Source organism: Georgenia deserti (assembly GCF_042680605.1).
Taxonomy (GTDB): domain Bacteria; phylum Actinomycetota; class Actinomycetes; order Actinomycetales; family Actinomycetaceae; genus Allobogoriella; species Allobogoriella deserti.
In genome coordinates this window covers 212,709-233,553 of record NZ_JBHUEE010000005.1, presented here as the reverse complement: position 1 = coordinate 233,553, position 20,845 = coordinate 212,709, and the positions used below count along the sequence as shown (strand labels likewise).

Genomic DNA, 20,845 nt, shown 5'->3' with positions numbered 1-20,845 from the left:
GAGGAGAGCACCGTGGCCACTGCACTGGCACCACCGACGTCGCGGACGCGGCCGAGCACGGGCCTGATTCCCGGGCTCAGCCGCCGGAGCTACTGGATCTACCTGATCCCCGGTCTGCTCCTGCTGACGCTCATCATCATCGTTCCGCTGCTGTGGAACATCTACCTGACCTTCACCTCATACCGCGGCATCGCCCCACCGGAGTGGATCGGGCTGGAGAACTGGGCGGAGCTTGCCGGCGACGCGCGATTCTGGACCTCGTTCCGCAACTCGATCGCGATGGTGCTCGCCATGGTCGTCGTGCCCACGGCACTCGGCCTCGTACTGGCCGCGATCCTGTTCGACCTGGTCGGGCGGAAGTTCGGCGGTCGGCTGGCGAGCTTCCTGCGCGCCACCTACTACCTGCCGCAGATCCTGCCCGTCGTCATCGCCGCCATCGTCATCGGCTGGATCCTGCGGCCGCAGAACGGGGCGCTGAACCAGATCCTCGGCGCGATGGGCCTGGAGTCGCTGCAGCGCAACTGGCTCGGGGACCCGGCGACGGCGCTGCCGAGCATCATGGTGGTGCTGGTCTGGGTCCAGATCGGCTACCCGGTGGTCATCTTCATGGCGGCGCTGCAGCGGGTGGATCCGGAGCTGTACGAGGCGGCCGAGCTCGACGGCGCGAACTGGTTCCAGCGCTTCCGCGCCATCACCGTCAGTGCCATCCGCCCGGAGACCTTCGTCGTCGTCCTCACCTGCACCATCGCCGCACTGAAGGTGTTCGGACCGGTCTACGCACTCACCGGCGGCGGCCCGGGCGACTCGACGATCGTGCCCGCCTACTACGCCTACAGCGAGTTCTTCCAGTCCCAGCAGGTCGGCTACGGCGCCACCATCGCGACGGCGCTGACCGCCGTGATCGTCGTCGTCGCGGTGGTGTTCGTCATCGCGCAGAGCCGGCTCGAACGCCGTGAGGAGCAGATCTGATGGCCCGCGCGGACGTGCTCGAACCCACCGCACCGGCTCCGGCTTCCCGAGGCCGCACCCCGCGCGGCGCCCGGAGTCGGCGACGCCCGGCCGACTGGATCGTCCTGGCCGTCGCAGTCCTGGCGGCCGTGGTCATCGCGGTCCCGTTCGTGCTCATCGTGCTCAACTCGTTCAAGTCGCCGGCCGAGTACAACACCACGGGACCGCTCACTCCGCCGAGCGAGCTCTACACCGACGGGCTCGTGGCGTTCTGGGAACGGGTGAACTTCCCGGAGAAGCTGTGGAACAGCATCATCATCTCCGGATCCGTCGCGGTCCTCGCCGTCGGGCTGTCGCTGCTGAACGCCTTCGCCCTCGGCATCGGCCGGGTGCGGGGACGGACCTCCATCGTCGTCGTCATCCTGCTGGCGAACATGCTGCCGCAGGAGGTGCTGCTCTACCCCTTGTACTTCATGTTCCGGGAGGTCGGGCTCTACGACAGCCTCTGGTCGGTGATCATCATCTTCACCGTCATCCAGTGCGCGTTCGGCACCTACCTGCTCTCCGCCGTGCTGGGCACGTTCCCGAAGGAACTGCTCGAGGCCGCCTCGCTCGACGGCGCCAGCCGGCGTCACATCCTGTGGCGCGTCGTCTACCCCATCACCCGGCCCACGCTCGCCGTGTTGCTCATCTTCTTTTTCATCTGGACGTGGAACGAGTTCCTCATCCCGTTGACGTTCCTCGTCTCGGGCGCCAACCAGACCGTGCCGGTGGCCATCACCGCACTCCAGGGCGACCGGCTCATGGACGTGACCACCACGAGCGCCTCCGCCCTGCTCGGGCTGATCCCCACGCTCATCTTCTTCCTCATCTTCCAACGCACCCTCACCCGAGGCATCACCGCAGGAGCCGTGAAATAGATGAAGTTCACCGACGGGTTCTGGCACATCCGGCCGGGAGTGACCGCCCACTACGCCGCCGAGGCGTACGACGCCGAGACGCGCCGGAACGCCGACGGCGACGCCGTCGTCGTCACCGCCCCGACCAAGGTGATCGCGACCCGGGGCGACACTCTCAACCGCCCCGTCCTGACCGTGAGCCTGTCCAGCCCGCTCGAGGGAGTGGTCCGGGTCCGGGTCGAGCACCACCGCCCGAGACCGGGCGCCTTCGGTTTCGACCTCGTCGGCGCCGAGCCCGGGCACGGCCGGGCCCACCTGGACGACGACGGCGGAGCGCACCTCGCGTCCGGACCGCTGCGGGCCCGTATCGCCCCCGGCGCGCCGTGGGACCTGCGGTTCGAGGCCGGCGGGCGGCTGCTGACCCGCAGCGGGCACAAGTCGCTCGGTTACATGCAGCTCGGTCCCGGCGCCACCGTCCCCGCCGAGCCGACCGGCGTCGCCGGCGTCACCACCACCGGCCGGGCGCCGGCGCCGGCCTATCTGCACGCCCAGCTCGAGCTCGGGGTGGGCGAGCTGGTCTACGGGCTCGGCGAGCGGTTCGGGCCGCTGGTCAAGAACGGCCAGAGCGTGGACGTGTGGAACGCCGACGGCGGGACCTCGAGCGAGCTGGCGTACAAGAACGTGCCGTTCTACCTCACCAGCGGCGGGTACGGCGTGCTGGTCAACCACCCGCAGCACGTCTCCTTCGAGGTGGGCAGCGAGGCTGTCGAGCAGGTGCAGTTCTCCGTGCCCGGCGAGGCGCTGGAGTACCTGGTGATCTACGGCCCGACGCCGGCCGAGATCCTCGAGCGGTACACCCGGCTGACCGGTCGGCCGGCCCGCGTGCCGGCGTGGTCCTACGGGCTGTGGCTCTCGACGTCGTTCACCACCGACTACGACGAGGCCACCGTCACCCGCTTCATCGACGGCATGGCCGAGCGTGACCTGCCGCTGAGCGTCTTCCACTTCGACTGCTTCTGGATGCGGGAGTTCTCCTGGACGGACTTCACGTGGGACACCCGCGTCTTCCCCGACCCGGAGGGGATGCTGCGGCGGCTGCGCGAGAAGGGGCTGCGGGTCAGCGCCTGGATCAACCCCTACATCGCGCAGCGGTCCCCGCTGTTCGACGAAGGAGAGCGCGCCGGGTACCTCCTGCGCCGCACGGACGGCACGGCCTGGCAGTGGGACTTCTGGCAGGCCGGGATGGGACTGGTGGACTTCACCAACCCGGACGCGACGCGCTGGTTCCAGGAGAAGGTGCGCGCGCTGCTGCGCCAGGGCGTCGACGCCATCAAGACAGACTTCGGTGAACGGGTCCCCGTCGAGGACGTGGTCTGGCACGACGGCTCCGATCCCGGCGTCATGCACAACTGGTACGCCCAGCTCTACAACCGGGCGGTCTTCGAGGTGCTCGAGGCCGAGCGTGGCCACGGCGAGGCAGTGGTGTTCGCACGGTCCGCCACGGCAGGGGGTCAGCGGATGCCGGTGCACTGGGGCGGGGACAACTCCTCCACGTTTCTGTCGATGGCGGAGAGCCTGCGCGGCGGACTGTCCCTCGTGCTCAGCGGGTTCGGGTTCTGGAGCCACGACATCGGCGGGTTCGAGGGCACCCCCGACCCGGCGGTCTTCAAGCGGTGGGTCGCTTTCGGGCTGCTCTCCAGCCACTCCCGCCTGCACGGCTCCACCAGCTACCGGGTGCCCTGGGCGTTCGAGGAGGACGAGGCGACCGCGGCGGCCGGCGAGGACGCCGTCTCGGTGACGCGGCAGTTCACGAGGCTCAAGCTCGAGCTCATGCCGTACCTGTACCAGGCCGGCCTCGAGGCCCACGAGCGTGGCCTGCCGGTGATGCGCCCCATGCTGCTCGAGTTCCCCGAGGACCCGACCGTCTGGCACCTGGATCGGCAGTACCTGCTCGGGCGCGACCTTCTCGTCGCCCCGGTGTTCTCCGAGGACGGCGCGGTGACCTACTACCTGCCGGCCGGGCGCTGGACCAACCTGCTCACCGGCGAGAGCGCCACGGGCGGGTGGCGTACCGAACACCACGGGTTCGCCAGCCTGCCGCTGTGGGTGCGTGAGGACGCGGTCCTGGTCACCCGGCCCGGTGCCGACCGGCCCGACACCGACTACGCGGACAACCCGCTGGTCACCGTCTACCCCGGCGCCGCCGACCGCAGCGTCGAGATCACCCACCCGGACACCGGCGCCGTCACCACGTTCACGGTCACGCGCGAGACGACCGGCGCCACGGTGCGGTCCGAACCGGCCCTGCCGTTCCGGGCCCGCCTCGCCGGCGGAGAGATCACCGAGACCCACGACGGCACCGTCCGTCTGGACATCGCTGGGTGACCAGTACCCGGTGGCCGCGCCCCACCACCGTCGGCATAGTCTGAACGCCATGACCGCCCTGGCCGATCTCGCCTGCCTCACCACAGCGCCCGAGACGGGAGCGCCGATTCTGACGGTCCGCCGTCACGGCTACAAGCTGCTCGGGGGCGCTGCTCTGTACGACCTCGTCGACCGGGGAAAGCTCGGCCGCACCGGCGAGGGCCGAGCATCGCGCGTCGTCGTCCTCGACCCCTCGCCTGTTCCGGAGCCGTCCTTGGAGTACGGACTGGCGCGGGTACGTGGACACGGCGAGCAGTGGCCGCGCAACGCCGTGCTCCGGCTGGGCGGCGGCGTCAAGCTCCGCGAGGGGATCTACGGCGGCCTGGCGGCGGAGGGAGTGCTCGGGCGGCGAGAGAGGGCCGGCTTGTTCTCCCCGGACAGATACCGGGTCCTCGACGTGCCGCGGCGCGACAACATCATCGGCCACCTGCACGCCGCGCTGCTCGAGGGCTATGAACCGCACCCCGCGACCCGACGTCTCGCGGCGTTACTGACGGTCGGCGACCCTCACGCCGGTCCGCTGCTCGACATCGTGCTGGACTGGCCGGGCTCGGGGCAGCGGCTATCCGGGTCGGCCAGGTCCACGGCGCGGAAACACGCCACGGCGTCCGGCATGGAGATGGCCAAGCACGACTGGATCGCGCTAACCACGCTCCGGGCGATCCTGCTGCCGCAACAGATCGCCCAGGCGAGCGCGGTCTTCGGCATCGCGGATACGGCGATCCCGAAATGAACGCCCGTCGCGGCACCCGCCGGATGCGCGTCAGACCACGGCGACGTCGCTGAGCAGCACGCCCTCGCGCGGAAGAGCCGGCGGCCGGTTGAGCGCGATGGACAGGTCCTGGACCGGGACCCGGTACTGCATGCCGCGGGTGAGCTGGCGCACCGTCTCCTTCATCAGCTCAATCGTGATGTTCTCGCCGGGGCAGCGGTGGCCGGTGGCGACGTCGCCGCCGCCCTGCGGGATGAGCGTGTCCGGGTCACCGTCCCAGTCACGGAAGCGTTCGGGGACGAACGCCTCCGGGCGGTCCCACAACGCCGGGTCGTGGTTGGTGCCGTAGAGGTCCAGGATCACCAGCGCCCCGGCGGCGACCTCCTCACCGTGCCAGGCGAAGGTCTCGCGGGCGCGGCCCGGCACGGCGGGGAAGAACGGGTAGCGGCGCCGCACCTCGTGGACGAACCCCTCAAGATCGGCCTCCTTGCCGGCGGCGAACTCCTCGTACCACGCGGGGTGCTCGATGAGGGCGACGGCGGCGAAGGCGAGGAACCGGCTGATCGCCACCGTCGGCCGCAGCACGTTGATCAGCTCGACCGCCGCGACCTGCGGGCTCAGTGGCCGACCGTCCGGTTCCGCGTGCGCGGCGATGACGGCGAGCGGGCTCTCGGGCGGTGGGGACAGCTCACCTGCCCGGGTGCGCTCGACGAGGTCGGCGGCCCAGGCCTCCGTACCGCGGCGCCGGAGCCTGGCCCACCAGTTCGGCGGGCCGACGAGCGCGACGCGATCGACCATCGCGGCCAGGTCCTGCGCGCGCCGGCGCACATCCGCCTCGTTCAGGCGCACCCCGGTGAAGCGCAAGGCCGTGCGGGTCAGCACCACCTGCGCGTGCCGGTGCAGCTCGATGCGGTCCTGACCCGACCACAGCCGCACGGCGCGCTGCCACTCCTCGATGAACATCTCCCGGATGCGGCCGACGGCCTCCGGACCGCCGAGTAGCCCGCGGAACATCGCCTTGCGGTGGTGGTGCGCGGCGTCGTCCAGCGCCTGGACCGAGCCGTCGTCCTGCAGCAGATGCTTGACGAACGGTGGCACGGCACCGCGGCGGGTGAACAGTCCGCTGGCGTAGAACAGTCGGGTCGCCTCACGGCCGCGCATGAAGACCACCGGCACTCCGAGCACACGGGCACGGAACGCCGCGGTCCCGAGCTGCTCGCATCGACGGGAGGCAAACGCGTACCCCTCCCGGAGCAGGTCGAGACCACTGTCGGGCGTGGGCAGGTGCGGGATACCGGCGTACGGGTCGAAGGGCATGGCGCCAGGTTCGCATCCTCGCGCGCGTCCGGCAGGTCGAGGCCGTCGCCTGGGCCGCGGACAGCGTCAGCCGACGGGCTCGAGCAGGAAGAGCGGGATCTCGCGGTCGGTCCGCTCCTGGTAGTCCGCGTAGGGCGGGTACGCGGCGACCGCGCGCTCCCACCACTCGGCGCGCTCGCCACCGGTGAGCAGCCGCGCGCGGGTCTCGAACGGTTCCGGTCCGTCCTGGACCTTCGACCACGGGTCGGCGACGAGGTTGTGGTACCACTGCGGGTGCTCCGGCGCCCCACCCATCGACGCGACCGCCAGGTAGGCGCCGTCGTGCTCGACCCGCATCAGCGGCACCTTGCGGATCTTCCCGGACTTCGCGCCCCTCATGGTCACGATCACGACCGGGAGGCCGGTCTCGTCGTGGGTGTTGCCGCGCGTGCCACCCGAGGACTCGTACTCCTCGACCTGGTTGCGGGCACGGGCGCTCGGGCTGGGCAGATACTCGAGTTCGCTCATGCTCGCGTGAACGCGAGGCCGGGGCTCGCCATTCCCCCTTGCTCGCCAATCCCCCTTGCTCGCCAATCCCCCTTGACGGGACGCGGCGCGCGAGCCATGCTTAGTCAACCGATCGGTTGACTACGTGGTACGAGAAAGACGGACCCGATGACTCACGACGACGAGCGAGACCTCGACCGGGCGTTCCTGGCACTGGCCGACCCGATCCGGCGCCGCATCATCGCCCGACTCAGCCGCGGGCCCGCCACCGTCAACGAGCTCACCGAGCCGTTCGACATCACCAAGCAAGCCATCTCCAAGCACGTCCACGTCCTCGAAGAGGCGGGTCTGGTGACCCGCAGCCGCGACGCCCAGCGCCGCCCCGTCCACCTCAACCCCACCCGGCTCGAGGAGCTCACCGCCTGGATCGACCGGTACCGGCTGGTCAAGGAATCCCAGTACCGCAGCCTCGATGCCGTTCTCGACAAGGAGCAATCACCATGAGCACCCACCCGCTGCACCTCGACGTCCCCGAAGGTCTCCCTTTCATCGACTTCACCCGCGAGTTCGACGCCCCCGTGGCCGCCGTTTTCCGCGCTCACGCCGACCCTGAGCTGGTCCGCCAGTGGCTCGGGCCGCGCGGTTACGAGATGACCGTGGAACAGTTCGATTTCCGCTCCGGCGGCACCTACCGCTACACGCACGTCGACCCGGACGGCAACGCCTACGGCTTCCGCGGCAGTCTCCACACCGTCCGCGAGAACGAACTCGCGATCCAGACCTTCGAGTTCGACGGCGCCCCGGACGTGGTCAGCATCGAGACGCTGCGCTTCGTCGACCTCGGCGACGGCCGGACGCGGCTCGAGGGCCACAGCGTCTATCCGAGCGTCGAGGCGCGCGACGCGATGGCGCAGTCCGGCATGGAGACCGGCATGTCCCAGGGCTACGAACGCCTCGAGGAGGTCCTCGCGGACCGGCGGACTACCCGCGTCTGAGACTCGGTTGGAACCGGCGCGGCACCGCTGACTGCGGTGCCGCGCCTGCGTGTCGCCAGGGGGGCGGCCCTCCTGTGTCCGTTCCACCCGACGGACGCCCACTGGACGTATCGCTGCTGGTCAGGCACGCTGGTGGGGCCGGTCGTCGGGGGCACGGCACGGAACGCAAAGGAGCGGACCATGACGGTCGACGTCGCCACCACGGCGTACGAGACGCGACCACAACGTGTGGTGAGCGGACCGGGCGCCATACGTCAGGTGGCCGACGAGGTCGCGCGCCTGGGACTGAGACGTGCGATGGTCGTCACGGGCACGTCCGGACTCGTGAGCGTGCAGGGGGCGCTCCCGGGTCTGAACGTCGTCGCCGTCTTCGACGCGGTCCGCCCGCACGTCCCGCTCGAGGTCGCCGAGGCGGCACGCCACCTCGCCCGCGACAGCGGCGCGGACGTCCTGGTCAGTGTCGGCGGCGGGTCCGCCGTCGGCACGGCGAAGGCCGTCGCGCTGACCGAGCACCTGCCCATCGTCGCGGTCCCGACGACCTACGCGGGGTCCGAGGCGACCGACGTGTGGGGGGTGACCCAGGCGGGCCAGAAGACCACCGGCACGGACGCCTCCGTCCTCCCCCGCACGGTGATCTACGATCCGGAGCTCACCGTCGGCCTTCCGCCGGAGCTGACGGTGCGCTCCGGGCTCAACGCCCTGGCCCACTGCGTCGACTCGCTGTGGGGGCCGCTGGCCGGGCCGGTCTCGACCGCCCTGGCCGACGAGGGCATCCGCCTGCTCGGCCTCGGCCTGCCGGTGGTGGTCACCGACCCGGCCGACATCACTGCCCGGAGCCGCTGCCAGGAGGGCGCGTACCTGGCCGCCAGCGCGTTCGCCGCCGCCGGTTCGGGGATGCACCACGCGGTCTGCCACGTGCTCGGCGGGGCGTTCACCCTCGAGCACGCCGGTCTGCACGCGGTGCTGCTCCCCCACGTCGTGGGGTTCAACACGCCGGCGGCGCCGGTCGCGGCCGAGCGGATCGCGACCGCGCTCGACAGCGCCGGGCTCGGTCCGGACGGAAGCACCAACGCTCTCGCGGCGAGCGGACATCCGATGGCCGAGGAATCGCTCGCCACGCTCTCCGCGCTGTACTCCAACCTCGGCGCGCCCACCTCGCTCGGCGCCTTGGGCCTCCTGGCCGACCAGGTCCCCGCGGCCGCCCGGCTGGCGGCCGCGGCAGTCCCGCCCACCAACCCGCGCCCGGTCACCGAGGCCGACATGCTCGCCCTCCTCGGGCGGGCCCAGGCGGGCGAGCGTGCCGTCGTCGTCCCGTTGTGACCGGGCGGGGCCACACACCGGCGGTTTATGTCGTCACATCGGCGCGGTAAGCAGTCCTGGCGTACTCCGCCAACGGGGCAGGCTGGACGGTGACCCGGATGTTCCACGGCACGTGGTCCTCGACCTGCAACTTGGACGAGGGCGTGTCCTCCCCCCACACCAGCGTCAGCTCGGTGCCCGGTTCGGCGAACTCGGCGTCGACGACGGCCAGCGAGAGAATCGCCCGCTCGTTCGCGGAGTAACCGGTCCAGGTGGACACGCCCACGACCTCGCCCCCGGACTCGAGGCGGTCGAAGTGGAAGGTGTCGTAGAGCGACATCGGCAGGTTGATGAACTTCGCCCCGGGGCCCGGGTGGAACATCGAGCCGTAGGCGGCCGCGGTGTCGTCACCGTTCCAGACCAACGTCACCTTGCGACGCCGACCGGTGGCGCCCTCGGCCTCCATGCGCTCGAGGGCCGCGCGGCCGACGAAGTCGTGGTCGAAGGAGATGATGCGACCGTAGTCGAGCTCGTACGGCGTCACGTAGTAGTCCGCGATGTTCTCGGAGTGGAAGCTGCCGCCGAGCGGGGAGATCGTCTCGTAAGCTCCTCCGTCCAGCCAGCGGCGGTAGTCCGCCAGCTCCTCGCCGGTGTAGATCGCCGGGAGCGGCCGCGGCAGCCAGCCGGATTCCAGGGCGTTGGTGTGGTAGGCCCGGGCACCGACCTGGACCAGTCCGTGGGCCTCGCCGGCCTCGAGCAACGCGGCGTGCACCGCCTCGTTGTCCTCCCACGGTCCCCACATCTCGAACCCGGGCTCGCCGGCCATCCCGTGCCGCAGCGCGCGGACCTCCTTGCCGGCGATGGTGAAGCGCGTCATGCCGAAGAACTTGAGCTTCGGCGGCTCGGCGCCGATGGCGTCCCGGATGACCTCCATCGCCCCGGGACCCTGGACCTGGTAGCGGTAGTTGACCGGGTCGCCCTTGCGCACCAGCGAGTTGTCGTCGCGCCAGATACGCACGTCGTAGTCGCCGGTGACGGCGTGATAATGCAACCAGTTGATCGACGGCGGGATCCCGACGGCCTGGTACTCGTCCTCCTCGAGATGGAAGAGGATGTTGTCGCCGATGACGTAGCCGTCGTGGTTGACGGCGACGAACTGCTTGGCCTTGTCGACCGGGAAGTTCGCTACGGAGTTGACGGCCAGATCGCTGATGAGCTGCAAGGCGTCCGGGCCCTTGATGTTCAGGTCCACCATGTGGTGGGACTGGTCGTAGATGACGGCGGTCCGCCGCCACGCGAGCTGCTCGTCGCGCCAGTTCCGGAACTCCGGTACCACGCGCGGGACCACCGACGGTGGCGTCTGCGACTCCCAGAGCAGCGTGACCGGATTGCCGGCCTCGGCGATCGCTTCCTCGAGATTCCTGGGCACGGTGATTCCTCCTCGAATCGGGGCGGGCCGGCACCGCCGGCGCTGCGTCCAGTGTCCGCACCCGGCGCTCCTATGAAAAGCATGTTTATGCGACGAAGCACCTGAGAAACTCTTGGGATGTCTGTCCCGTTCACCCTCCGCCAGCTCGAGTACTTCGACGCCGTCGCCAGCGAGGGCACGTTGGCCGCTGCCTCCGAACGCTGCCACGTCAGCGCCTCGGCGCTCGCTCTCGCGCTGGACGACCTGGAACGGCACCTCGACCTTCAGCTGCTGGTCCGCCGCAAGGGCCGCGGCGTCACGCTCACCCCGGCAGGGTCCCGGGTCCTGTCCATGGCCAGGCGGTTACTCTCCGGCGCCGAGACCCTCACCGCCGAGGCGTGGCAGACGGCGACGAGCCTGAGCGGGCGCCTACGCCTGGGCTGCTTCTCGACGCTGACGCCGTTCTTCGTGCCGGCGCTGCTGCAGGACTTTGAGCGGCGGCACGCCGGGCTGGAGCTCGAACTCGTCGAGGCCTCGGCTCCCGAGTTGCACGAACTGCTGCTGCAGGGACGGGTCGACGCCGCGCTGATGTACCGCGTCGACGTCTCGGCCCAGCTCGTCTTCGAGCCGGTGCACCGCTACCGCCCCCACGTCCTCGTTCCGGAGGGGCACCCGCTCGCCCGCCGGGAGTCCGTCCAGCTCGGCGAGCTCATCTCCGAGCCCCTGATCTCCCTGGACGTCGACCCGACGCGGCAGAACACCGAGCACCTCTTCGAGGCCCTGTCGCTGCGTCCGTCGGTCGGTCACACCACCACGAGTTTCGAGTTGGTCCGGTGCCTGGTGGGCCGAGGGCTCGGTTACGCGGTGATGTTCCAACGCCCGGCCTCACCGTGGTCCTACGACGGGCACCGGGTGCGCTGCCTCGACATCGCCGACGCGGTGCCGGAATCCGTCGTCGGGCTGGCCCGTCCGGCCGGTGCGCCGCGCTCGGCCCGGCACGACGCGTTGCTCGACTTCCTGATGGCGACGGCACGCCCGCCCGTCCCGGTCGAGTAGGTCTGCCTGCGCCCGCCGGCGCGTCCTCCCGGCGCGCTCGAGGGACCGGTCAGGACTCGACGTCGTAGTGCAGCACGACCGCGCCGCCGGTGGCGTAGTTCGGCACGTCGGCGCCGACGGCCTGGCCTTCGGGCGAGGCCATGGCGGCGGCGTAGGTCTCCTCGTCCGGGAAGTCCGCCTCGAAGATCGCGAAGTACGGGCTCGGCCGGTCACCGGCGTCGACCGAGAGAGTGAACCGGCAGGCCAGCATGCCCGGAAGCTTGCGCGCCAGCGGCAGGTGCACCGTGCGGTAGTGCTCCTCGAACGCGGCCGGGTCGGTCGGTGGCGGGTAGAGCACGAGAACCTTGTGCACGGACTCCTCCTCGAACGGCGTCGTGTCCGGCCAGTCTCGCGGCGGCGCGCCTACCGGCACAGCCGTCGCGGGCCACCGGCCGCGTACGCACAAGGAACCGTGCGCGTGCGCACAAGTCCGCGCGGGCCGCCCGGGCCTGGCGGCGACGGCGTTGCCATATGCTGACAGACGGCGGCTCGTCGGTGAGCCGCGCCGCCGGGCGACGGAGACCGCGAGACGACGAAGGAGCGCACATGGCTCACGGGACGGTCGAGGACGAGGTCACCGCGCAGGTCGAGGAGGCGGCCGCCTCCTCTCTCGGCCAGTGGCGCATCATCGCGGGCAACCGGTTCGTCCCCCTGCAAATCGCCGCCGCCGAGGACTTCCGTGGGCGCATCCGCTGGCGCTACGTCGAGGACACCTGCATCACCGAGATCACCGCCGCGCCGCACCGGGTGATGCGCACCGCCCAGCTCATCTCCGACAAGGACCCGAAGCACTTCAAACTCAGCCTCCAGCTCGAGGGCAACTGCGTGGTCAGCCAGGACGGGCGCCAGGCCCTGCTCCGGCCGGGTGACCTGGCGATCTACGACACCTCACGGCCGTACACCCTCGAGTTCGACGACGACGTGCGATGCCTCGTCATGGCCTTCCCGCAGGAGGACTTCGAGGTCCCGGCGCAGCTCATCCGACGCGTCACGGCCGTGCGCCTGGCCGGCGACGACGGCATCGGCCCGTTGATCTCCGACTTCATGCGCCATCTCGCCGAGGACATGGACCGGCTCGCCGGGGTCGCCGGCGCCCGGGTGCTGCGCAGCTCCTTCGACCTGCTCACGGCGCTCGTCTACGCCCAGCTGTCGGCGGAGGAGTCCACCGGGTACGGACGCGGCGTCGAGATGCACACCGTCAAGATGTACATCGACCGGCACCTGAACGATCCCGACCTCAGTGCCGCAGCGATCGCCCGCGCCCACTTCATCTCGGTCCGATACCTGCAGTACATGTTCCACGAGGAGGGCCTGACGGTCTCCGGATACATCCGCTCGCGCCGGTTGGAGCGGTGCCAGCTCGACCTCAGCGACCCCGCCCAGGCCTCGCTCTCCGTGCTGCAGATCGCGCAGCGGTGGGGCTTCCCGGACGCCAGCCACTTCTCGAAGGTCTTCAAGGCGCACGTGGGCCTGGCTCCCCGCGACTTCCGCACCACGCAGCTGTCCGCGTGAGCGCCGAGGTCCCGGCAGACGTAGCACCGGCCGGTGACGTGCGCCGCTGGGGCAGTCGCGTGCGCTTTCGGACAAGACCGGCCGCCGTCCGCCCGGACACACTGACCGTGGGCCGGCGTCGAGGCCGCCCGCGGACCGTGGCGCAGCCACCGGACGCACCATCCGTCGAAGGGGAACGAGCGTGGTGATCCACGACGAGCTGTACGAGACCGGGATCAAGCAGCGGCGGCACATGTTCGGATCCGCCGGCGCCGAGGACCAGGTGGAGCACACCAGCGACCTGAACGACAAGCTCCAGGACTACGTGACCCGCACGTGCTTCGGCGACATCTGGCAGCGCCCCGGTCTGAGCGTGACCGACCGCAGCAAGATCACCTTCGCCATGCTCGTCGCCACCGGCAAGACACACGAGATGGGCGTGCACGCACGCGGGGCGCTCGCCAACGGCGTCTCCCCCGTCGAACTCCGGGAGATCGCGCTGCACGCGGTGCTGTACTGCGGCATCCCCAGCGCCAACGAAGGGCTGCGGATACTCGAGGAGGTTTTCGCGGAGAGGAAGGTCTCACCCGAGCTGGACGGTGAGTCGACACGATGAGCGGACCCGAGCCCGGGCTGGAGGGAGACAGCATGGACACGGCCGGCGGCGACCGCGTCGGCTTCGTCGGCCTCGGCACCATGGGCACACCGATGGTCACCAACGTGGTCCGCGCCGGCTATGCCGTCGTTGTCCACGATGCCGATCCGGACCGCACGGCGAGGATCGCCGCCGAGCTCGCCGAGGTGCCCGGCGGCGGGCCCGCCACCGCGGCGACCGACCCAGGCGACCTCGCCGGGTGCGACGTCGTCGTCACCATGCTGCCCACCAGCGCGATCGTCCGGTCGGTGCTGCTCGACGGGACGGAGCTGCGTCTTCCGCTGCGGCCGGGCGCCGTCGTGGTCGACATGTCCTCCTCGGACCCGACCGAGACGGTCGAGACCGGCCAGGTGCTCGCCCGCCACGGGGTCGCCCTCGTGGACGCCCCGGTCTCCGGCGCCAAGGAACGCGCCGCGGAGGGCACGCTGGCGATCATGCTCGGTGCGGACGACGACGCCGCCGCCGAGCGGGCCGTACCCGTCGTCGAGACGATGAGCCGCAGCATCTACCGCACCGGCAAGCTCGGCACCGGCCACGCCATGAAGGCGCTGAACAACTTCGTCGCCGGCGCCGCGTTCACCGCGACCGCGGAGGCGCTGACCGCCGGCGCACGGTTCGGTCTCGATCCGCAGGTCATGATCGACGTGCTCAACGACTCGACCGGCCAGACCTTCTCCAGCAGCGTGGTGTTCGGCCCGCACATCGTGGAGGGCCGGTACGCGACCGGGTTCGCCCTCCCGTTGCTGACCAAGGACGTGCGCATCGCCCAGACGCTCCAGCAGGCGGTGGGCCACCACGCCCCGGTCGCCGACGCCGTCTCCGCCGCGCTGGGTGAGGCGCTCGAGGCGCTGGGCGACGTCGACCACACCGAAGCGTTCCGGTACTGGGAGAAGCAGTAGCGCTGCACCTGCCCCGCACGATCGAGCGGCACCGCTGCCGCGAAAGGAGGTCCGCATGGATCGCTTCGAGCGCCTCGTCGTCGGACTGGGCCGGGTGATGGGGGTGATCGGCGCCCTGGCCATCGTCGTGCTCATGCTGGCGATCGTCATCGACGTCACGGCCCGCTACCTCACCAACGCCTCGGTCCCTGCCATGCTGGAGATCTCCGAATCAGCACTCGTGGTGGCCATCTTCTTCGGTCTGGCCTGGGCCGGTGCGTCCGGCGCCCACGTCTCGGTCACCCTCGTCAGTGACCGGCTACCGAGGCGCACCAACGCGGTCCTGCAGGTCGTGGTGTGGGGCCTCGCCACCGCTCTCAGCGCCTGGCTGCTCTACGCCGGGTTCATCCGGGCGCTGGACGCGACCAGTCGCGGCGAGTCCCGCATGGGGCTGATCCAGTTCCCCCTCTGGCCCCTGCGCTGGGCGATCGTCGCGGGCTTCACCGCGTTCCTGCTCGTATGCCTGGCGAACCTGATCCGCTCGCTGCGCGGCCGGACCATCATGCCGGAGGGCATCGCCGAGCAGCCGCGCACCGAGGCGGGTGGCGCCGACCCGCGCGGCGCGGCCTGACGGGGGCAGCATGCAGATCTATCACGTCGTCCTGCTCGTCCTGGCGCTGCTGCTCATCCTGCTGGCCGTCCGGATGCCGGTGGCCCTCGCCCTCGGCCTGTCCGGCGGCATCGGCCTGGTGCTGCTCCGCGGCTTCGACTACGGCACCAACACGCTCGCGTCGGTGCCGTTCACCTCCTCCGCCAGCTTCACCCTGACGATCATCCCGATGTTCATCCTCATGGGGATGTTCGCCGTGCGGGCCAACGTCGCCGTCAACGTCTTCACCGTCGCGAACCACTTCGTCCGGCGGGCACCCGGCGGCCTGGGCGTGGCCACCGTCATGGCGTGCGCCGGCTTCTCGGCGGTCTCCGGCTCCTCCATCGGCACCGCCGCCACGATGTCCAAGCTCGCCGTCGGCCAGATGCGTCGCTCCGGCTTCCCGGCCTCCCTGGCCACCGGGATCGTGGCCATTGCCGGCACCTTGGGCGTGATGATCCCACCGAGCACGTTCCTCGTGCTCTACGCCGTGCTGTCGAGCCAGTCCGTGGCCCGCGTCCTCGCCGCCGGCATCATCCCCGGGCTCCTCGCGGCGGCCGGGTACATCGCCTACATCATGATCGTCGGCCAGCGGATGATCCGCCGGGAGCTCGCCCGGACATCGGGCGGAACCGGGGACCTGTCCGCAGCCGTCGAGGATGCCCAGGCGGAGCTGCGTGCCCGCACCGGCGGCGGCACCTCGATCGCCTCCCTGCCGTGGCGCGGGCTCGTGCACGTGGCGATCCTCTTCCTCATCGTCATGGGCGGGATGTACTCCGGCGTCTTCACCTCGACCGAGGGCGCCGCCGTGGGGGCCCTGGCCGGACTGGTGATCCTCGTCGTCGAGAACCGGCGCGAAGGACTCGCGCACATCTACCGCGCCTTCCGCGACTCCCTGCTCGACACCGCACAGACGACGTCGATGGTCTTCTTCATCGTCATCGGCTCGGGCATCCTCTCCGCGTTCCTCGTCACCGCCGGCGTGACCAACACCGTGACCGAGTGGGTCACCGGCCTGCCGATGCCCCCGATGCTGACGATGGCGTTGCTGCTCATCTGCCTGGTGCCGCTGGGGATGTTTCTGGAGTCGATGTCCATCCTCATCCTGTCGGTCCCGATCCTCGTGCCGATCGCCACCGAGCTCGGGTTCGACACCATCTGGCTCGGGATCATGATCGTCAAGCTCATCGAGATCGGGATGGTCACGCCGCCGGTCGGCATCATCACCTTCGTCATCGCGGGCACCGCGGACGTGCGCTCGGAGACCGTCTTCCGCGGCGTGCTGCCGCTGGTGGTGATGGATCTGCTCACCACCACGGTGCTCTTCCTCTTCCCGCAGATCACGCTCTTCCTGCCCTCACTCGTGCGCACGTAGCGCGGATTTCGTTCCTGGACCACACATCGTGCGCCCGTGGACAACCACCGCGGGCGGGGCTGACGCATCGTGGTCGGTGAGCGTCGGGCGGTCGACCGCCTGCGGTCCCGCCCGACGTGAGAGACGCTGACCGAGAGGATGAACAACGATGTTCGATGGTCGCAGCAACACCCGGCGGGTCGCCGTCGCCACGCTCACCGCCGCAGCGCTGGTGGCCCTGTCGGCCTGCTCCGAGGGAGTGGTCGACAGCGGCGGAGGCGGCGGCGGTGACGGCGACTCGCCGGAGGTCACCCTCACCCTGGTCACCGCGGCCGTGGAGAGCACCCCGAACGCCGCCGTCCAGGACTGGTTCCTCGACGAACTCGAAGAACGCAGCGACGGGCGGATCGCCGTCGAACGGACCGAGGCGTACTCGCTGTGCGACGCCCCGGAGATCGCCGAGTGCGTCCGGGACGGGCGGGCCCAGATCGGCGTGACGATCCCGGACTACACGCCGGAGGTCTTCCCCTCGACGTCGGTGGTCTCCATCCCGTTCCTCGGGCAGAACTGGCAGGCGATCATGCACTCACTGCACGACCTGCACGTGAACAACGCGGACGCCCAGGCGCAGATGGAGTCCAACGGGTTGCACCACGTGGCCACCTGGCCGGTAGGGCGCCTGCTCATCGGGTCCAACGAACCGGTCTCCGGCCCGGACGACCTGAGCGGCCTCTCCATGCGGGTCTCCGGCCCTCTCATGCAGCAGCTATTCGAGAACAAGGGCGTGAACATCCAGGCGATCCCGGCGGCCGAGGCGTACGAGGCCGTCGAGCGCGGCATCGTCGACTCGATGGCTGCGGGCATGGACTTCCCGGTGGACTACCAGTTGCGTGAGGTGCTCTCGCACTGGACCGACCCCGGCATCGGACAATACTCCTCGTTCGGCATGTGGATGCAGCTCGACGCCTACGAGTCGATGCCCGAGGACCTCCAGCAGGTGGTCGACGAGGTGGCCGCCGAGCTCAGCTCGGGCGTCGGTGCCCAGGAGTTCAACGAGACCGCCGCCCAGCAGTGCCCGCCCATGATGGAGGCCGAGAACGTCGAGGAGCTCTCCGCCTGGGACGAATCGGTCACCGCGTCCTGGGAGGACGAGACCGGGGACACCCTGCAGGACGCGTGGGTCGACCTGGCCACCGAGCAGGGGCTCGAGAACGCCCAGGGCGTCCTCGACGACTATCTCGCAGGCCTGGAGGAGCACGCCGTCGACGTCGACGACGCCACCCTTGCCTGCATCGACGAGTTCCAGAACAGCTGACGAGGAGACCCGGCCATGACCACACAGACACCGACCGCCCTGCTCGAGGAGATCACGGTCGCCGAGACCGAGGGACGAGCCGTCCCGGACGCCGCCACCGGCGAGACGCTCGGATACGCCCCCGTGCACACCACCGACGACCTCGACGCCGCGGTCCGGGCCGCGCGCGCCGCTCAGCCGGCGTGGGCCGCGCTCGGCCACGAACGCCGCTCCGAGATGCTGCGCCGGGCCGCCGAGGAGGTCGAGGCCCGCGCCGAGGAGCTCGCCCAGGTGATCGCCCGCGAGCAGGGCAAGCCGCTCAACGGCGCCGGCGCACGGTTCGAGGCCGGCGGTTGCGCCGTGTGGATCCGCTCGGCGGCCGACACACCGCTGGAACCGGAGGTGCTCTTCGAGGCCGAGGGAACCCGCTCGGAGCTGCACTACGACCCGCTCGGCGTGGTCGGGGCGATCAGCCCGTGGAACTGGCCGGCCCTGATCGCGATCTGGCAGATCGCGCCAGCGCTGCGGATGGGCAACACCGTGGTGGCCAAGCCGAGCGAGTACACGCCGTTGAGCGTGCTCGCCGTCGTGGCACTGATGAACCGGCATCTTCCGGAGGGCGTGCTCACCGCCGTCTCCGGCGACCGCGAGGTCGGCGCGGCGCTGGCCGGCCACGAGGACGTCGACAAGGTGATGTTCACCGGATCGACCCGGACCGGGCGGGCCATCGTGCAGAGCACCGCGCAGAACCTCGCCCGGTTGACCCTCGAGCTCGGCGGCAACGACCCGGGCATCGTGCTGCCGGGCACGGACGTCCCGGCGATCGCCGAGCAGCTCTTCTGGGGCATCTTCATCAACACCGGGCAGACGTGCGCGGCCCTGAAGCGGCTGTACGTGCACGAGTCGGTCTACGACGACGTGGTCACCGAGCTCGCCCGGATCGCCGAGGCCACCCCGCTGGGGGCGGGGACGGACGAGAACAGCGCGCTGGGACCGCTCACCACGGCCCAGCAGTTCGAGATCGTCACCGAGCTGGTCGAGGACGCCCGGCGCCGCGGCGCCCGCATCGTCACCGGTGGCGAACCGGCGCCCGAACTCGGGCCGCACTTCTACCGGCCGACGATCGTCGCCGACATCGACGACGGCGCACCGCTGGTGGACACCGAGCAGTTCGGACCGGTCGTCCCGGTCATCAAGTACTCCGACGTCGAGGACGCCGTCGCCCGGGCGAACAACTCCGAGCAGGCGCTCGGCGCGTCGGTGTGGGGTGACCCGGAGCAGGCACGCCGGCTCGCCGAGCGCATCCAGTCCGGAACGGTGTGGATCAACCAGCACGGCACGCTCAACCCGGTGGTGCCCTTCGGGGGTCTGAAGTCCTCCGGCTACGGCCTCGAGTTCGGGGTGCACGGGCTCAAGGCGGTCGCCGCTCCCAAGGTCATCACCGTCTGACCGCCCCCGGTGGTTCCCCCGGCCGGGCAAGCCCTCGGACCGCAGCCCCCGTGCGGTACCGGGGGCTTGCCCCCGCCACCCGCTCACCAAAGGCAAGGAGGCCCATGAAGCTCGGCACCGTGGAACGCCCGGACGGCTCCGCCGTCGTCGTCGAAGTCGCGGACGAGCAGGCCGCGGTCCTGCCGTACCCGGACCTGGACCACCTCGTCGCAGATCCCGACTGGCGGCAGGCTGCCGAGACCGCCGCCGACCGCGGAGAGCGGATCGCCGTCGCCGACCTGGCGTGGCTGCCGCCGGTGCGCCGCCCCGGCAAGGTGCTCTGCGTGGCGCTGAACAACAGCGCGAATCCGGACCGGATCATCTCGGGGCCGGACACGCCGGCGATGTTCCCCGAGCCCTCCTCGGCGCTGGTGGGTCACCGCCGGCCGATCCGTCTCAAGGACGCCTACGGCCGCGTCCACCCCGAGCCCGAGCTCGCCGTCGTCATCGGCACCGGCGGTGCGGATATCGCGGTCGCGGACGCACCGGATCACGTTCTCGGGTACACGATCTTCAACGACCTCACCTCGCCGACGATGCGGCAGACGGACACCTTTCACTACCGCGCCATCCACCCCGACGCCGAGGACCCGGCGGGGGTGCGCTACGTCGAGAGCTGGGTGAGCTATCCCGCCCGGTACAAGGGCGCCGACACCTTCGGTCCCCTCGGCCCGTGGATGACGACGTCGGGCGACATCCCCGACCCGCACGCGCTGCGGATCACCTGCAGCCACGACGGTCGGGTGGTCACTGACGACAGCACCGCCAACCTGCGGTTCTCGGTGGCCGAGGTCATCGCGTTCGCCTCCGGCTACCTCACCCTCGAGCCGGGCGACGTCATCGCCATGGGGACCGCCCTGAAGGCGTCCGCGCAGGGCGGCGCGGTACAGAACGTCGACCTGAACACTCTCGGCGGAACCATCGAGGTCGCCATCGAGGGCATCGGGGTGCTGTCGAACCCGGTGCATCGGCGATGAGCGTGCTGCCTGCGCACGTACGGGCAGCGATCACGGACCTCAACGCCCGGTTCGCCTGGGCGCTGGACAGCCACGACTTCGCGGCGCTGCGCGAGCTCCTGACGCCCGACGTCCACTACGTCTCGGTCGGCCGGGAGTTCCACGACGCCGACTCCGTGATCGCCTCGTTCGAGGCTCGGACCGGCGCGCGCACCACTCGGCACGGCCTGGGGAACCTGCTCCTGGAGGAGCGGCCGGACGGAGCGGTGCGTGGGCGCAGCAGCTGGCACACCTTCGCCGCCCACACCGCGCTGGGCACTGACGGCACCGACAGCCCCGGCAGCACCCCCGGCGCCGTGCCGGTGCCCGAGGTGTTCATGGTGGCCGACTTCACCGACAGCTACGTTCGCGACGACGCCGGGGACTGGCGGATCGCCGAACGCATCATCACCCCGGTCTTCCGCAACCCCCACCTCGCCCCCACCTGAGATCGCGAC

The 20,845-nt window shown here is 70.6% G+C and carries 21 protein-coding genes; 17 read left to right on the top strand and 4 right to left on the bottom strand.

Going from position 1 to position 20,845, the window contains the following annotated elements; translation table 11 throughout:
- Window positions 1-63 precede the first annotated feature (63 nt).
- The 4 genes from ACFSE6_RS11210 to ACFSE6_RS11195 are packed head-to-tail and all read left to right on the top strand — an operon-like array spanning window position 64 to window position 5,004.
- Complete coding sequence (locus ACFSE6_RS11210) at window positions 64-969, top strand: carbohydrate ABC transporter permease (protein WP_388006889.1); 906 nt, start codon at window positions 64-66, stop codon at window positions 967-969.
- Window positions 969-1,868, top strand: coding sequence for a carbohydrate ABC transporter permease (locus ACFSE6_RS11205; protein ID WP_388006632.1), 900 nt, complete (start codon window positions 969-971; stop codon window positions 1,866-1,868). The genes ACFSE6_RS11210 and ACFSE6_RS11205 overlap by 1 nt, the downstream gene beginning before the upstream one ends.
- Window positions 1,869-4,232 carry an alpha-xylosidase gene (yicI, locus tag ACFSE6_RS11200; RefSeq protein ID WP_388006629.1) on the top strand — a complete coding sequence of 788 codons (2,364 nt, stop codon included), beginning with the start codon at window positions 1,869-1,871 and terminating at the stop codon, window positions 4,230-4,232.
- Window positions 4,233-4,281: 49 nt separating this feature from the next.
- Complete coding sequence (locus ACFSE6_RS11195) at window positions 4,282-5,004, top strand: GOLPH3/VPS74 family protein (RefSeq protein ID WP_388006626.1); 723 nt, start codon at window positions 4,282-4,284, stop codon at window positions 5,002-5,004.
- Window positions 5,005-5,034: 30 nt separating this feature from the next.
- Here the strand turns inward: ACFSE6_RS11195 and ACFSE6_RS11190 are convergent, their stop codons facing one another.
- Together ACFSE6_RS11190 and ACFSE6_RS11185 are read right to left on the bottom strand one after the other, a co-directional pair.
- Window positions 5,035-6,300 carry a cytochrome P450 gene (locus ACFSE6_RS11190; protein ID WP_388006623.1) on the bottom strand — a complete coding sequence of 422 codons (1,266 nt, stop codon included), beginning with the start codon at window positions 6,298-6,300 and terminating at the stop codon, window positions 5,035-5,037.
- Window positions 6,301-6,366: 66 nt separating this feature from the next.
- The gene (locus ACFSE6_RS11185; protein ID WP_388006620.1) at window positions 6,367-6,807 is read right to left on the bottom strand and encodes a nitroreductase family deazaflavin-dependent oxidoreductase; all 441 of its coding nucleotides are present in this window, start codon (window positions 6,805-6,807) and stop codon (window positions 6,367-6,369) included.
- A gap of 147 nt (window positions 6,808-6,954) precedes the next feature.
- On the opposite strand from ACFSE6_RS11185, the gene ACFSE6_RS11180 reads away from it, so the two are divergent.
- The 3 genes from ACFSE6_RS11180 to ACFSE6_RS11170 all read left to right on the top strand — a co-directional run bounded on the left by ACFSE6_RS11180 (window position 6,955) and on the right by ACFSE6_RS11170 (window position 9,101).
- Entirely contained in the window at window positions 6,955-7,290 is a 336-nt protein-coding gene (locus ACFSE6_RS11180) for an ArsR/SmtB family transcription factor (RefSeq protein WP_388006617.1), read from the top strand.
- Window positions 7,287-7,781, top strand: coding sequence for an SRPBCC family protein (locus ACFSE6_RS11175; protein WP_388006614.1), 495 nt, complete (start codon window positions 7,287-7,289; stop codon window positions 7,779-7,781). The genes ACFSE6_RS11180 and ACFSE6_RS11175 overlap by 4 nt, the downstream gene beginning before the upstream one ends.
- Window positions 7,782-7,961: 180 nt before the next feature.
- On the top strand, window positions 7,962-9,101 hold the full coding sequence (locus ACFSE6_RS11170; RefSeq protein ID WP_388006611.1) for a maleylacetate reductase: 1,140 nt from the start codon (window positions 7,962-7,964) through the stop codon (window positions 9,099-9,101).
- Window positions 9,102-9,126: 25 nt separating this feature from the next.
- Here ACFSE6_RS11170 and ACFSE6_RS11165 read toward each other — a convergent pair whose 3' ends face one another.
- On the bottom strand, window positions 9,127-10,509 hold the full coding sequence (locus ACFSE6_RS11165) for an aminomethyl transferase family protein (protein WP_388006609.1): 1,383 nt from the start codon (window positions 10,507-10,509) through the stop codon (window positions 9,127-9,129).
- Between the two features lie 117 nt (window positions 10,510-10,626).
- Here ACFSE6_RS11165 and ACFSE6_RS11160 point away from each other — a divergent pair, with 117 nt between their 5' ends.
- A complete protein-coding gene (locus tag ACFSE6_RS11160; RefSeq protein ID WP_388006607.1) occupies window positions 10,627-11,544 on the top strand; it encodes a LysR family transcriptional regulator in 918 nt (305 codons plus the stop codon).
- A gap of 49 nt (window positions 11,545-11,593) precedes the next feature.
- On the opposite strand, the gene ACFSE6_RS11155 is transcribed toward ACFSE6_RS11160, so the two are convergent.
- Window positions 11,594-11,896, bottom strand: coding sequence for an EthD family reductase (locus ACFSE6_RS11155; RefSeq protein ID WP_388006604.1), 303 nt, complete (start codon window positions 11,894-11,896; stop codon window positions 11,594-11,596).
- A gap of 233 nt (window positions 11,897-12,129) precedes the next feature.
- Between ACFSE6_RS11155 and ACFSE6_RS11150 the strand changes: the two genes are divergently transcribed.
- From ACFSE6_RS11150 to ACFSE6_RS11110, 9 genes are all read left to right on the top strand, one after another.
- Complete coding sequence (locus ACFSE6_RS11150) at window positions 12,130-13,095, top strand: AraC-like ligand-binding domain-containing protein (protein WP_388006601.1); 966 nt, start codon at window positions 12,130-12,132, stop codon at window positions 13,093-13,095.
- A 181-nt stretch (window positions 13,096-13,276) separates the two neighbouring features.
- On the top strand, window positions 13,277-13,690 hold the full coding sequence (locus ACFSE6_RS11145; RefSeq protein ID WP_388006598.1) for a carboxymuconolactone decarboxylase family protein: 414 nt from the start codon (window positions 13,277-13,279) through the stop codon (window positions 13,688-13,690).
- On the top strand, window positions 13,687-14,628 hold the full coding sequence (locus ACFSE6_RS11140) for an NAD(P)-dependent oxidoreductase (protein WP_388006595.1): 942 nt from the start codon (window positions 13,687-13,689) through the stop codon (window positions 14,626-14,628). The genes ACFSE6_RS11145 and ACFSE6_RS11140 overlap by 4 nt, the downstream gene beginning before the upstream one ends.
- A gap of 55 nt (window positions 14,629-14,683) precedes the next feature.
- On the top strand, window positions 14,684-15,238 hold the full coding sequence (locus ACFSE6_RS11135; RefSeq protein ID WP_388006592.1) for a TRAP transporter small permease subunit: 555 nt from the start codon (window positions 14,684-14,686) through the stop codon (window positions 15,236-15,238).
- A 10-nt stretch (window positions 15,239-15,248) separates the two neighbouring features.
- The gene (locus ACFSE6_RS11130) at window positions 15,249-16,631 is read left to right on the top strand and encodes a TRAP transporter large permease (protein WP_388006589.1); all 1,383 of its coding nucleotides are present in this window, start codon (window positions 15,249-15,251) and stop codon (window positions 16,629-16,631) included.
- Between the two features lie 148 nt (window positions 16,632-16,779).
- Window positions 16,780-17,925, top strand: a complete 1,146-nt coding sequence (locus ACFSE6_RS11125; protein WP_388006586.1) for a TRAP transporter substrate-binding protein — start codon at window positions 16,780-16,782, stop codon at window positions 17,923-17,925.
- A 15-nt stretch (window positions 17,926-17,940) separates the two neighbouring features.
- Entirely contained in the window at window positions 17,941-19,353 is a 1,413-nt protein-coding gene (locus ACFSE6_RS11120; protein WP_388006583.1) for an aldehyde dehydrogenase family protein, read from the top strand.
- Window positions 19,354-19,457: 104 nt separating this feature from the next.
- Window positions 19,458-20,369, top strand: a complete 912-nt coding sequence (locus tag ACFSE6_RS11115) for a fumarylacetoacetate hydrolase family protein (RefSeq protein ID WP_388006580.1) — start codon at window positions 19,458-19,460, stop codon at window positions 20,367-20,369.
- A complete protein-coding gene (locus tag ACFSE6_RS11110) occupies window positions 20,366-20,836 on the top strand; it encodes a nuclear transport factor 2 family protein (protein ID WP_388006577.1) in 471 nt (156 codons plus the stop codon). The genes ACFSE6_RS11115 and ACFSE6_RS11110 overlap by 4 nt, the downstream gene beginning before the upstream one ends.
- The last annotated feature ends 9 nt before the right edge of the window (window positions 20,837-20,845 follow it).

What these genes read in the sequence shown, in the direction of transcription:
- ACFSE6_RS11205 (WP_388006632.1), top strand. Translation starts at nt 969, where the DNA reads ATGGCCCGCGCGGACGTGCTCGAACCCACCGCACCGGCTCCGGCTTCC.
- yicI (WP_388006629.1), top strand. Translation starts at nt 1,869, where the DNA reads ATGAAGTTCACCGACGGGTTCTGGCACATCCGGCCGGGAGTGACCGCC.
- ACFSE6_RS11195 (WP_388006626.1), top strand. Translation starts at nt 4,282, where the DNA reads ATGACCGCCCTGGCCGATCTCGCCTGCCTCACCACAGCGCCCGAGACG.
- ACFSE6_RS11190 (WP_388006623.1), bottom strand. Translation starts at nt 6,300, where the DNA reads ATGCCCTTCGACCCGTACGCCGGTATCCCGCACCTGCCCACGCCCGAC.
- ACFSE6_RS11185 (WP_388006620.1), bottom strand. Translation starts at nt 6,807, where the DNA reads ATGAGCGAACTCGAGTATCTGCCCAGCCCGAGCGCCCGTGCCCGCAAC.
- ACFSE6_RS11180 (WP_388006617.1), top strand. Translation starts at nt 6,955, where the DNA reads ATGACTCACGACGACGAGCGAGACCTCGACCGGGCGTTCCTGGCACTG.
- ACFSE6_RS11175 (WP_388006614.1), top strand. Translation starts at nt 7,287, where the DNA reads ATGAGCACCCACCCGCTGCACCTCGACGTCCCCGAAGGTCTCCCTTTC.
- ACFSE6_RS11170 (WP_388006611.1), top strand. Translation starts at nt 7,962, where the DNA reads ATGACGGTCGACGTCGCCACCACGGCGTACGAGACGCGACCACAACGT.
- ACFSE6_RS11160 (WP_388006607.1), top strand. Translation starts at nt 10,627, where the DNA reads ATGTCTGTCCCGTTCACCCTCCGCCAGCTCGAGTACTTCGACGCCGTC.
- ACFSE6_RS11150 (WP_388006601.1), top strand. Translation starts at nt 12,130, where the DNA reads ATGGCTCACGGGACGGTCGAGGACGAGGTCACCGCGCAGGTCGAGGAG.
- ACFSE6_RS11140 (WP_388006595.1), top strand. Translation starts at nt 13,687, where the DNA reads ATGAGCGGACCCGAGCCCGGGCTGGAGGGAGACAGCATGGACACGGCC.
- ACFSE6_RS11135 (WP_388006592.1), top strand. Translation starts at nt 14,684, where the DNA reads ATGGATCGCTTCGAGCGCCTCGTCGTCGGACTGGGCCGGGTGATGGGG.
- ACFSE6_RS11130 (WP_388006589.1), top strand. Translation starts at nt 15,249, where the DNA reads ATGCAGATCTATCACGTCGTCCTGCTCGTCCTGGCGCTGCTGCTCATC.
- ACFSE6_RS11125 (WP_388006586.1), top strand. Translation starts at nt 16,780, where the DNA reads ATGTTCGATGGTCGCAGCAACACCCGGCGGGTCGCCGTCGCCACGCTC.
- ACFSE6_RS11120 (WP_388006583.1), top strand. Translation starts at nt 17,941, where the DNA reads ATGACCACACAGACACCGACCGCCCTGCTCGAGGAGATCACGGTCGCC.
- ACFSE6_RS11115 (WP_388006580.1), top strand. Translation starts at nt 19,458, where the DNA reads ATGAAGCTCGGCACCGTGGAACGCCCGGACGGCTCCGCCGTCGTCGTC.
- ACFSE6_RS11110 (WP_388006577.1), top strand. Translation starts at nt 20,366, where the DNA reads ATGAGCGTGCTGCCTGCGCACGTACGGGCAGCGATCACGGACCTCAAC.